Source organism: Thauera phenylacetica B4P, from assembly GCF_000310225.1.
Lineage (GTDB): Bacteria > Pseudomonadota > Gammaproteobacteria > Burkholderiales > Rhodocyclaceae > Thauera > Thauera phenylacetica.
Genome location: NZ_AMXF01000135.1, coordinates 1 through 10,997 on the forward strand (window position 1 = coordinate 1; position 10,997 = coordinate 10,997).

At 68.0% G+C, this 10,997-nt stretch carries 10 protein-coding genes and 1 pseudogene; 6 read left to right on the forward strand and 5 right to left on the reverse strand.

Annotation, left to right across the window (positions count from 1 at the left end):
* The 3 genes and pseudogenes from C667_RS26485 to yjgA form a co-directional block, all read right to left on the reverse strand.
* Positions 1–404, reverse strand: a pseudogene (locus C667_RS26485) (hypothetical protein); the annotation flags it as partial.
* Positions 405–409: 5 nt separating this feature from the next.
* Positions 410–1,000 (reverse strand): molybdopterin adenylyltransferase, encoded by a 591-nt coding sequence (mog, locus tag C667_RS15190; RefSeq protein WP_004368034.1) that lies wholly within the window; start codon positions 998–1,000, stop codon positions 410–412.
* Positions 997–1,590, reverse strand: a complete 594-nt coding sequence (gene yjgA / locus C667_RS15195; protein WP_039921753.1) for a ribosome biogenesis factor YjgA — start codon at positions 1,588–1,590, stop codon at positions 997–999. Before yjgA ends, mog begins: the two co-directional genes overlap by 4 nt.
* 56 nt (positions 1,591–1,646) lie before the next feature.
* Between yjgA and pmbA the strand changes: the two genes are divergently transcribed.
* Both pmbA and C667_RS15205 read left to right on the forward strand, forming a co-directional pair.
* Positions 1,647–2,993: a metalloprotease PmbA gene (gene pmbA, locus C667_RS15200; RefSeq protein ID WP_004368037.1), complete on the forward strand. Its 1,347-nt coding sequence runs from the start codon at positions 1,647–1,649 to the stop codon at positions 2,991–2,993.
* A 115-nt stretch (positions 2,994–3,108) separates the two neighbouring features.
* A complete protein-coding gene (locus tag C667_RS15205) occupies positions 3,109–4,215 on the forward strand; it encodes a TRAP transporter substrate-binding protein (protein ID WP_004368039.1) in 1,107 nt (368 codons plus the stop codon).
* Between the two features lie 63 nt (positions 4,216–4,278).
* On the opposite strand, the gene C667_RS15210 is transcribed toward C667_RS15205, so the two are convergent.
* Both C667_RS15210 and C667_RS15215 read right to left on the reverse strand, forming a co-directional pair.
* Positions 4,279–5,922, reverse strand: a complete 1,644-nt coding sequence (locus C667_RS15210) for a TRAP transporter large permease (protein WP_004368040.1) — start codon at positions 5,920–5,922, stop codon at positions 4,279–4,281.
* On the reverse strand, positions 5,919–6,515 hold the full coding sequence (locus C667_RS15215) for a TRAP transporter small permease subunit (RefSeq protein WP_004368042.1): 597 nt from the start codon (positions 6,513–6,515) through the stop codon (positions 5,919–5,921). Before C667_RS15215 ends, C667_RS15210 begins: the two co-directional genes overlap by 4 nt.
* A 116-nt stretch (positions 6,516–6,631) precedes the next feature.
* Here C667_RS15215 and C667_RS15220 point away from each other — a divergent pair, with 116 nt between their 5' ends.
* The 4 genes from C667_RS15220 to C667_RS15235 all read left to right on the forward strand — a co-directional run.
* On the forward strand, positions 6,632–7,312 hold the full coding sequence (locus C667_RS15220; protein ID WP_004368045.1) for a histidine phosphatase family protein: 681 nt from the start codon (positions 6,632–6,634) through the stop codon (positions 7,310–7,312).
* Positions 7,313–7,439: 127 nt separating this feature from the next.
* Entirely contained in the window at positions 7,440–8,522 is a 1,083-nt protein-coding gene (locus tag C667_RS15225; protein WP_004368047.1) for a TRAP transporter substrate-binding protein, read from the forward strand.
* Between the two features lie 138 nt (positions 8,523–8,660).
* Positions 8,661–9,263: a TRAP transporter small permease subunit gene (locus C667_RS15230; RefSeq protein ID WP_004368049.1), complete on the forward strand. Its 603-nt coding sequence runs from the start codon at positions 8,661–8,663 to the stop codon at positions 9,261–9,263.
* A partial coding sequence (locus C667_RS15235; protein ID WP_004368052.1) for a TRAP transporter large permease occupies positions 9,260–10,997 on the forward strand: 1,738 nt, incomplete at its 3' end. The genes C667_RS15230 and C667_RS15235, both read left to right, overlap by 4 nt.

Here is a 10,997-nt window from a genome sequence, read left to right on the forward strand (position 1 = left end):
GGCCTCGCCGCCTTGCCCGGCTTGCGCGCGCGGCCGTCGGCGCGCCGCGCCATCGCCTGCAGCAGCTGGCGGGCGTTGTGGTAGTCGCCGCGCCACAGCAGCGCCGTGCCCTCGCAGGCGAGCCGCCAGGCGGTGTCCGCCTTCATGGTGTCGTCGGCGACCACCACGCGGCGCGGCGGCGCCTGGCCGCTCTCGGAGCGCCAGCGCGCCTGGCAGGTGCGCGCCGCGCCCTCGGCGCCCGCCACCTCTTCCCACACGATCCGCGCGGGTTCGCCTGGCTTGCCCGCTGGCTGCGGATGCGGCGTCGCAAGCTTCGCCTGCTTGGCGGCGGCCAGGGCATCAAGGGCTGCGCTCGCGACGCCATCCGGGGACGCGCCAGCGACGCGATCGGGGGATGCGCTCACCGGATTCAGCCCTGCTTCGGCCGGATCGCGTGCTTGGGGCGGAAGGCCTTGATCACCGCGTCGTCGGTCTCGATGTAGGGGCCACCGACGAGGTCGATGCAGTACGGGACCGCGGCGAAGATGCCGAGGTGGCGCACGCTGCCGTCGGCGTCGCGCACGCCCTCGAGCGTCTCGCGGATCGACTTGGGCTGGCCGGGCAGGTTGATGATCAGGCACTTGCCGCGGATGACCGCGACCTGGCGCGACAGGATGGCGGTGGGCACGAAGTTGAGGCTGATGCGGCGCATCTCCTCTCCGAAGCCGGGCATCTCCTTGTCGCCGATGGCGAGCGTGGCCTCGGGGGTGACGTCGCGCACCGCCGGGCCGGTGCCGCCGGTGGTGAGCACCAGGCTGCAGCCGGCGGTGTCGACCAGCTCGACCAGGGTGCGCTCGATCAGCGCGCGCTCGTCGGGGATCAGGCGGGTCTCGGCGCTCCACGGCGAGGTGAGCGCCTTGCCCAGCCAGTCCTGCAGCGCGGGGATGCCCTGGTCTTCGTAGGTGCCGTCGGAGGCGCGGTCGCTGATCGACACCAGGCCGATGCGGATGGGTTCGCTCATGGGTTCGGTCCCTGTTCTGCGGCGTCCTCGTCGGACGGGGTCTGTGCCGCCTCGGCGGCGGCGTCGCTCGCATCCTGCAGCTCGCGCAGCACGCGGAAGATCTCGCGGAAGGACTTCCGCGGCCTGGCGGCCTCGCGCTCCTTCAAGGCGTTGCGGCGCAGGGTGCGCAGATACTGCAGGTCGGCCTCGGGCCAGGTCTCGGCGATGGTGCCGATGGTCTGCTCGTCCTCGAGCAGCTGCTCGCGCAGGCGCTCGAGGCGATGCATCTTCGCCACCTCGGCGGCCGAGTTGCCGGCGAAGATCTCGAGCTGGGCCTGGATGGGCTCGGGGTCGATCTTGCGCATCAGCTTGCCGATGTACTGCAGCTGGCGGCGGCGCGCCTCCATCTTGAAGCCCTGGGCGGCACGGATGGCCTCGTACAGGGTCTCGGGCAGCGGCACCTTCTTGAGGCGCTCGGGCGAGAGCGCGACGAGCTGCTCGCCGAGGTCCTGCAGCGCCTGCATCTCGCGCTTGCGGCTGCTCTTGCTCGGCGGTTCGAGGAAGTCGTCCTCGTCCGCGGGGTCGGATTGGTGGTGGCGCATTGCTTGCATGGGGGGCTGGCTCGATCGGGGTAAGATTATAGCCTTTGCACGCACCCGGCCCGCCCATGTCCAGCCAAGGCTTCTCCTTCTCGCAGGCGCATCTCGCCGAGATCGCCACCGACATCCTCAAACACGCCCGCAAGCACGGCGCCTCGTCTTGCGAGACCGACGTCTCCGAGGGCTTCGGCCAGTCGGTGGCGGTACGCCGCGGCGAGGTCGACACCATCGAGTACAACCGCGACAAGGGCGTCGGGGTCACCGTCTACCTCGGCCAGCAGCGCGGCTACGCGAGCACCTCCGACTTCTCGAAGAAGGCGCTCAAGGCCACGGTGGAGGCGGCGCTGTCGATCGCGCGCTTCACCGCGCCCGACCCCTGCGCCGGCCTCGCCGACGCGGTGCTGATGGCGAAGGCGAAGGACATGCCCGAGCTCGACCTCTTTCATCCGTGGAACATCGACGTCGCGCAGGCGATCGAGCTCGCGCGCCGCTGCGAGGACGCGGCCTTCGCGACGAGCCCGAAGATCACCAATTCGGAAGGCGCGAACACCTCGATCCAGCAGTCGCACTTCGTGTCGGCCAACAGCCACGGCTTCCTCGGCGGCTACGCCACCACGCGCCACGGCCTGTCGTGCTCGGTGATCGCCGGCGAGGGCGACGGCATGCAGCGCGAGTACTGGTACGACTCGCGGCGCGATCCCGCCGAGCTGATGGCGGCCGAGGACGTAGGCCGGCTGGCCGGCGAGCGCGCGCTGGCGCGCCTGGGCGCGAAGAAGATCCGCACCTGCGAGGTGCCGGTGCTGTTCGAGGCGCAGCTCGCGGTGGCGCTGGTCGGCAACTTCGTGCAGGCAGTGAGTGGCGGCTCGCTCTACCGCAAGTCGAGCTTCCTGATCGACAGCCTCGGCCAGCAGGTGTTCTCGCCGGTGGTGAGCATCGCCGAGCGCCCGCACCTGAAGAAGGCTTTCGGCTCCAGCCCCTTCGACAGCGACGGCGTCGTCACCCACGATCGCGAGGTGGTGAGCGACGGCGTACTCAACGGCTACTTCCTGTCGACCTATTCGGCACGCAAGCTCGGCATGCAGACCACCGGCAACGCTGGCGGCTCGCACAACCTCATCGTCAAGTCGGGCGAGCACGACCTCGCCGGCCTCATCAAACACATGGATCGCGGCCTGCTCGTCACCGAGCTGCTGGGCCACGGCGTGAATTACGTCACGGGCGATTACTCGCGCGGTGCGGCAGGCTTCTGGGTCGAGAAGGGCAAGATCAAGCACGCCGTCGAGGAGATCACCATCGCCGGCAACCTGCGCGACATGTTCCGCAGCATCGTCGCGGTGGGTAACGACGCCCTGCCGCGCGGCGCCAAGCTGTGCGGTTCGGTGCTGATCGAGCGCATGAAGGTCGCGGGGCGCTGAGCCCGCCTGCAGGCCTGCCCCCGACAACGCCGCTCGTTCCAGCCCCGGTCGGCGAGCGAGGCCTATAATCATTTGCTGAATTCGCTGAATCCGTCCCCAAACACAAGGAGAAATCGTGGAACGTCGTTCATTCCTCAAGAAGGCCAGCGTCGGCCTCGCCGCCGGTGCGGCCGCAGGCGTCACCTCCACCGCGGCGATCGCCGCCCCGGCCGTCCAGACCGGCCTGCCCGAGGTCAAGTGGCGCATGACCTCGAGCTTCCCCAAGAGCATCGACACGCTCTACGGCAGTTCCGAACTCCTCGCCAACCGCCTGCGCGAGATCACCGGCGGCAAGTTCGACATCCGCATCTTCCCGGCCGGCGAGATCGTCCCCGGTCTGCAGGCGCTCGACGCGGTGCAGCAGGGTACGGTCGAGATGTGCCACTCGTGCTCGTACTACTACGTCGGCAAGGACAAGGCCTTCGCCTTCGGCACCGCCGTGCCCTTCGGCCTCAACGCCCGCCAGATGGACGCCTGGATCATCGGCGGTGGCGGCCAGGAGCTGCTCGACGAGTTCTACAGCGCCTACAACGTTTACTCCTTCCTCGGCGGCAACACCGGCGTGCAGATGGGCGGCTGGTACCGCAAGCAGATCAACACCCTGGAAGACATCAAGGGCCTGAAGATCCGCATCGCCGGCATCGCGGGCGAGATCATGTCGCGCATGGGCGCGATCCCGCAGCAGATCGCCGGCTCCGACATCTACCCCTCGCTCGAGAAGGGCACGATCGACGCCGCCGAGTGGGTCGCCCCCTACGACGACGAGAAGCTCGGCTTCTACAAGGTCGCGCCCCACTACTACTCTCCGGGCTGGTGGGAGCCGGGCCCGGTGGTGCACTTCTATGTGAACAAGGCCGAGTGGGACAAGCTGCCCAAGGAATACCAGGCTGCCTTCCGCGCCGCCTCGCGCGAGGCGCACATCCAGATGACCGCGATGTACGACCACAAGAACCCGCAGGCGCTCGCCCGCCTGCTGGCGCAGGGCGTCAAGCTGCAGAACTTCTCCAACGACATCATGAAGAAGGCCTTCGACGTGTCGCGCGAGCTGTATGCCGAGGAGGCTGCGAAGAACCCGGCGTGGGCGAAGATCTACACCGAGTTCGAGAAATACCGCAAATCGCAGAACGCATGGTTCAGCGTCGCCGAGGCAGGCTTCGACCGCTTCATGCAGTCGGTGCGCTGAGGGGCATCAGGCATCAGGCGTGAAAAAGCCGGGCAATGCCCGGCTTTTTCATGGTGCGTGGGCTCAGTTTCCTTGCAGCTGGCGCATGAGATCGGAGCTCGAGTCGCCCGCGGGCGCGGCCCCGCCGCCGCCCTGCAGCAGCTGCTCGAGGTCGAGCTCCTGCTGCTGTACCGGCTTGGCACCCGCGTCGCCGTAGGACACCAGCCCGGGGAAGGCGATGATGAGGCCCACCATGATCAGCTGGATGATCACGAAGGGCACCGCCCCCCAGTAGATCGACGCCGTCTTCACCTTCTCGGAGGCCACCGAGCGCAGGAAAAACAAGGCGAAGCCGAAGGGCGGATGCAGGAAGGAGGTCTGCATGTTCACCGCCAGCAGCACCCCGAACCAGATCAGGTCGATGCCGAGCTTGTCGGCCACCGGCGCGAGCAGGGGCACGATGATGAAGGCGAGCTCGAAGTAGTCGAGGAAGAAGGCGAGCACGAAGACGAGCAGGTTCACCGCGACCAGGAAGCCGGTCTGGCCGCCGGGCAGCGAGGTCATCAGGTGCTCGACCCAGAGGTCGCCGTTGACGCCGCGGAAGGTGAGGCCGAACACGCTGGAGCCGATCAGGATGAAGATCACGAAGCACGACAGCTTGGTGGTCGAGTCCATCGCCTGCTTGAGCAGCGGCAGCGACAGGCGGCGGCGCGCGAGCGCCATCAGCACTGCGCCGAGCGCGCCCATCGCACCCCCCTCGGTCGGCGTGGCGACGCCGATGAAGATGGTACCGAGCACGAGGAAGATCAGCCCGAGCGGCGGGATCAGCACGAAGGTCACGCGCTCGGCCATGCGCGACAGCAGGCCGATGCCGAACAGCCGGTTGATCATCGCCGCCACGAAGGCGATGCCGATGCCGACCATGGCCGACACCACCACGACCTCGTCGCGCGGCGCATCGGCACGATAGAGCTGGCTGGCGAAGAGCCAGGCTCCCGCGACCGACACCAGGGTGAGGACGGCGAGCGAGCGCATCCCGCTGGCCCCGTCGGGCTCGCGCAGCGTGCGCGCCTCGAGCGGCATCGCCGGCGCGTGGGACGGCCGCAGGATCGCCACCAGCGCGACATAGGCGACGTACATGCCGGTGAGCACCAGGCCCGGCAGCAGCGCGCCCTGGTACATGTCGCCGACGCTGCGGCCGAGCTGGTCGGCCATCACGATCAGCACCAGCGAGGGCGGGATGATCTGCGCCAGCGTGCCCGACGCGGCGATCACGCCGGTGGCCAGGCGGTGGTCGTAGCCATAGCGCAGCATGATCGGCAGCGAGATCAGCCCCATCGAGATCACCGAGGCCGCGACCACGCCGGTGGTCGCGGCGAGCAGCGCGCCGACGAAGATCACCGCGAAGGCCAGGCCGCCGCGGATCGGCCCGAAGAGCTGGCCGATGGTGTCGAGCAGGTCCTCGGCCATGCCGCTGCGCTCGAGGACCAGCCCCATGAAGGTGAAGAAGGGCACCGCGAGCAGGGTGTCGTTGGCCATGATGCCGAAGATGCGCTCGGGCAGGGCCTGGAAGAGCGCGCCGTGGAGCAGGCCGAGCTCGATGCCGACGAGGCCGAACAGGATGCCGTTGGCCGCGAGCGCGAACGCCACCGGGAAGCCGAAGAGCAGGAACAGGATCATGGACGCGAACATCAGCGGCGCCATGTTGGCGATGAGGAACTCGGTCATGGCTCCGCCCTCCCCCCGCGCTGCGCCTTGATCGCCTCCACCAGGTCCGCGGTCGCGGCGCCGGCGGACTTCTTCTGCAAGGGGTTGGGGCCGTGACCGGTCAGGAAGGCGATCCGCTTGACCAGCTCGGAGAGGGCCTGCAGCACCAGCAGGCCGAGGCCGAGCGGCAGCAGCATCTTCACCGGCCAGCGGATCAGCCCGCCGGAGTTCTGCGACATCTCGCCCGAGGCCAGCGAGGTCATCACGATCGGCCACGACAGCCACAGGATCAGCACCGCCATAGGCAGCAGGAAGAACAGGATGCCGAGGATGTCGACGATGTTCTGCCCGCGCGCAGACAGCCGGCTGGTGAGGATGTCGATGCGCACATGCTCGTTGCGCAGGAAGGTGTAGCCCGCGGCGAGCATGAAGATCGCGGCGAACAGGTACCACTGGATCTCGAGCAGGGCGTTGGAACTTGTGTTAAACAGCTTGCGGACGAGCGCGTTGCCGGCGCTGATCACCACGGCGACCAGCACCAGCCACATCACGGCGCGTCCGACCCGTTCGTTGATCCAGTCGATCAAGCGGGATAAGCGCAGCAGAGAGTGCACGGGGAAACTCCGTAAACCGGGGCGGCGCGGCGCCCGGGTGCCGCTTTGCGAGCCGGCAGGCCTGAAAATTCTCGATTATCCCACAAGGGCCGTCCTCGACGGACCGCCGCTCGCCCATGACGATGAAAACACGAAACTCGCCTCAATCCGCACATGCCTGCAGGATCTGCCTCGTCCGCCATGGCGAAACCGCCTGGAATGCCGAGCGCCGCCTGCAGGGTCACATCGACATCCCGCTCAATCCGCGCGGCCTGTCCCAGGCCGAGGCCACCGCGCGCAGCCTCGCGCGCGCCGGCGAGCGCTTCGCCGCGCTCTACAGCAGCGACCTGCAGCGCGCACGCCAGACCGCCGAAGCGGTCGCCCGCGCGCACGGCCTCGCCGCCACCCACGACGCGCGACTGCGCGAGCGCCACTACGGCGTGCTGCAGGGGCTGACCTTCGACGAGGCGGAACGCCAGCAGCCGCAGGCCTGGCAGCACTTCAAGCGGCGTGAGCCGCAGGTCGCGCTGGACGGCGGCGGCGAGAGCCTGGGCGGCCTCGCCGCGCGCGTGCACGGCGCGCTGGCGGAGATCGCCGCACGCCACGCCGGCGAGACGGTCGTGGTGGTGACCCACGGCGGCGTGCTCGACATCGCCCACCGCCTGGCCACCGGCAAGCCGCTCGAAGCCGTGCGCGACTTCGCGATCCCGAACGCGGCGCTCAACTGGATCGAACACACGGCCGGGAGCTGGCGATTGCTGGCGTGGGCCGACGAAAGCCACCTCGCCGACGCGCTGGACGAGCTGCCGGGGACCTGATGCGATGTGCATCGAAAATGACGAAGTCCCGCGCCATTAGGGTTTTCCGTGGATTACATCCCGGAATCGGGTCTTCCTATAATCGCATCGATGGTTTCGATCACACCTCACGCGACAAGGAGACACCGTGGAACGTCGTAAATTCCTGCAGGGCGCCGGCATGGCCGGCATTCTGGCGGCCGGTACCGCGCCGGCCATCGTCCACGCCCAGCAACAGATCCGCTGGCGCCTGGCCTCCAGCTTCCCGAAGTCGCTCGAAACCGTATTCGGCGCGAGCGAAGCCTTCTCCAAGTACGTCTCCGAGGCGACCGGCGGCAAGTTCGTGATCTCGGTGCACCCGGCGGGCGAGCTCGTCCCCGCCTTCGGCGTGGTCGACGCGGTACAGCAGGGCACCATCGAGTGCGCCCACACCGCGCCCTACTACTTCTTCGGCAAGGACGAGACCTTCGCCTTCGACTGCACGATCCCCTTCGGCATGACCTCGCGCGCCATGAGCGCGTGGATGTTCGAGGGCAACGGCCTCAAGCTGATGCGCGAGTTCTACGCCCAGTTCAACATCGTGAACTTCCCCTGCGGCAACACCGGCGCGCAGATGGGCGGCTGGTTCCGCAAGGAGATCAAGTCGGTCAAGGACATCGAGGGCCTGAAGATGCGCATCGGCGGCTTCGGCGGACGCGTGCTCGCCAAGCTCGGCGCGGTGCCGCAGAACATTCCCGCCGGCGAGATCTACCAGTCGCTGGAGAAGGGCACGATCGACGCCGCCGAATGGATCGGCCCCTATGACGACCTCAAACTCGGCCTGCACAAGGTGGCGCAGCACTACTACTTCCCGGCGTGGTGGGAAGGCAGCACGCAGTTCTCGGTGTACATCAACGACAAGCAGTGGAACGGCCTGTCGGCCGAGTACAAGGCGATCGTCGAGCAGGCCTCCCGCGCCGCCCACGTCACCTGTCAGGCGCGCTACGACGGCCGCAACCCCGGCTCGCTCAAGCAGCTGATCGCCGAAGGCGCCAAGCTGTCGCGCTTCCCGAAGGACTTCATGGACGCCGCCTTCAAGGCGTCGCGCGAGGTCTATGCCGAGCTCAACGAGAAGAACGCCAACTGGAAGAAGGTCTACCCCGACTACAGCCGCTTCCTCGCCGACCAGGTGCAGTGGGAGTCGGTTGCCGAAGGCAACTACGCGCAGTACCTCGCATCCCAGAAACTGTAAGCGGTTCGGCGCCGGCGGGGCCACCACGGCCCGCCGGCCGCTCCCGTTTCACACTCTTCGCACCCACTTCTCCTCCCGCCGAGCGCGCCACCCGCCCTGCTCGGCGTTTTTGTGCACGCAAGGTTCAAGGCGACCCCCATGGACACCCTCCTCAGCTTGTCCCGCGCCATCGACGCCGTAAGCCGGTTCTTCGGCCGGTTCATCATCTGGCTCGTGCTCGCCGCAGCCTTGATCAGCGCCGCCAATGCGATCGCGCGCAAGGCCTTCAACATCGGCTCCAACGCCTTCCTCGAGATCCAGTGGTATCTCTTCGGCGCCGTCTTCCTGCTCGGCGCCGGCTACACCCTGCTGCAGAACGCGCACGTCCGCATCGACGTACTCGCGGGCAAGCTGTCGATGCGCACGCGCATGTATATCGACATCGGCGGCATCCTCGTCTTCCTGCTGCCGATGTGCTGGTTCATGATCGAGTTCGCCTGGCCGGTGGTGGTGGGCGCCTATGTCTCGGGCGAGATGTCGTCCAACGCCGGCGGGTTGATCCGCTGGCCGGTGTATGCCCTGGTGCCGCTCGGCTTCGGGCTGCTCGGCCTGCAGGCGATCTCGGAGCTGATCAAGCGCTTCGCCTTCCTGCAGGGCAAGGCGCCCAACCCGCTGCTGCACGGCGCGCACGAGAGCAACGAGGCGCACGACGCCGAGCACGCCCAAGCCCTCCATGACGACGCCGGCGAGGTGCGCAAATGATCGAACTCTTCACCGCCCACGCCCCCGAGCTGATGTTCGGGTCGCTGCTGATCTTCCTGCTCACCGGCTTCCCGGTCGCCTTCGCGCTCGCCGCCTGCGGCCTGCTGTTCGGCTTCATCGGCGTCGAGATCGGCCTGCTGTCGCCCAGCATCTTCCAGGCGCTGCCGCTGCGCGTCTTCGGCATCATCCAGAACGACACCCTGCTCGCGATCCCCTTCTTCACGCTGATGGGGCTCGTGCTCGAGCGCTCGGGCATGGCCGAGGAACTGCTCGACACGGTCGGACAGGTGTTCGGGCCGATCCGCGGCGGCCTCGCGCTCGCGGTGATCTTCGTCGGCGCGCTGCTGGCGGCGACCACTGGCGTGGTCGCGGCCGCGGTCATCTCGATGGGCCTGATCTCGCTGCCGATCATGCTGCGCTACGGCTACAGCCCGGCGGTCGCCAGCGGCGCGATCACCGCCTCGGGCACGCTCGCGCAGATCGTGCCGCCCTCGCTGGTGCTGATCGTGATCGCCGACCAGCTCGGCCGCAGCGTCGGCGACATGTACAAGGGCGCGTTCGTCCCGGCCTTCATCCTGATCGCCCTCTACGTGCTGTTCATCATCGGCCTGGCGATCTTCAAGCCCGCGCTGGTGCCCGCCCTGCCGCCCGAGGCGCGCACCTACCGCGAGCCGGACGGCAGCTCGGGCATGCGCTCGCTCGGCGTGTTCACCGTGTTCGTCACCGTGATCGCGGTCGCCTTCGGCATGCACTACGGCGAGATCCTGAGCGCGCTCAAGGGCGCCGAGGTCAAGCCGGCGATGGACGAGACGATCGTCGTGGCGCTCACCGGCGGCACGCTGTTCGCGTTCGTCGCCGCGATGATCAACAAGCTCACCGGCCTCGGCCTGCTGTCGCGCATCACCGAGCGCGTGACCTTCGTGCTGATCCCGCCGCTGGCGCTGATCTTCCTGGTGCTGGGCACGATCTTCCTCGGCGTGGCGACACCGACCGAGGGCGGCGCGATGGGCGCGGTGGGCGGCATGATCATGGCCTTCTCGCGCGGCAAGCTCGACATGGCGATGCTCAAGCACGGCCTCGAGTCCACCGCCCGGCTGTCGTGCTTCGTGCTCTTCATCCTGATCGGCTCGACCATCTTCAGCTTCACCTTCACCGCGGTCGACGGCCCGATCTGGGTCGAGCACCTGTTCGACAAGCTGCCCGGCGGCGAGATCGGCTTCCTGGTGTTCGTCAACACGGTGATCTTCTTCCTCGGCTTCTTCATCGACTTCTTCGAGATCGCGTTCATCCTGATCCCGCTGCTGGCGCCGGTGGCCGACAAGCTGGGGATCGACCTGGTGTGGTTCGGCGTGCTGCTGGCGATGAACCTGCAGACCTCCTTCCTCACCCCGCCCTTCGGCTTCGCGCTGTTCTACCTGCGCAGCGTGGCACCGGCGAAGGACTACCTCGACCGCATCACCAGGAAACGCGTGGCCGGCGTCAAGACCACCGACATCTACGCCGGCTCGATCCCCTTCGTGCTGATGCAGATCGTCATGGTGGTGGCGCTGATCGCGTTCCCCGGCCTCGTCACCTTCACGCTGGACAAGAAGCTGGAGGTCGATCTCGACACCATCGAGATCAAGGTCGAGGGCAGCGGCGGCGGCGATGGCGGCGGCTGGGGCGCACCGCAGTCCGACAGCTGGGGCGGCGGCGCGGCTCCCGCCGAGCCCACGTCGGGCAGCAACGCCCCCG

Bases quoted from the DNA above. Each gene is read 5' to 3' on its own strand.
- mog (WP_004368034.1), bottom strand. From the start codon at position 1,000: ATGAGCGAACCCATCCGCATCGGCCTGGTGTCGATCAGCGACCGCGCC.
- yjgA (WP_039921753.1), bottom strand. From the start codon at position 1,590: ATGCAAGCAATGCGCCACCACCAATCCGACCCCGCGGACGAGGACGAC.
- pmbA (WP_004368037.1), top strand. From the start codon at position 1,647: ATGTCCAGCCAAGGCTTCTCCTTCTCGCAGGCGCATCTCGCCGAGATC.
- C667_RS15210 (WP_004368040.1), bottom strand. From the start codon at position 5,922: ATGACCGAGTTCCTCATCGCCAACATGGCGCCGCTGATGTTCGCGTCC.
- C667_RS15220 (WP_004368045.1), top strand. From the start codon at position 6,632: ATGACGATGAAAACACGAAACTCGCCTCAATCCGCACATGCCTGCAGG.
- C667_RS15230 (WP_004368049.1), top strand. From the start codon at position 8,661: ATGGACACCCTCCTCAGCTTGTCCCGCGCCATCGACGCCGTAAGCCGG.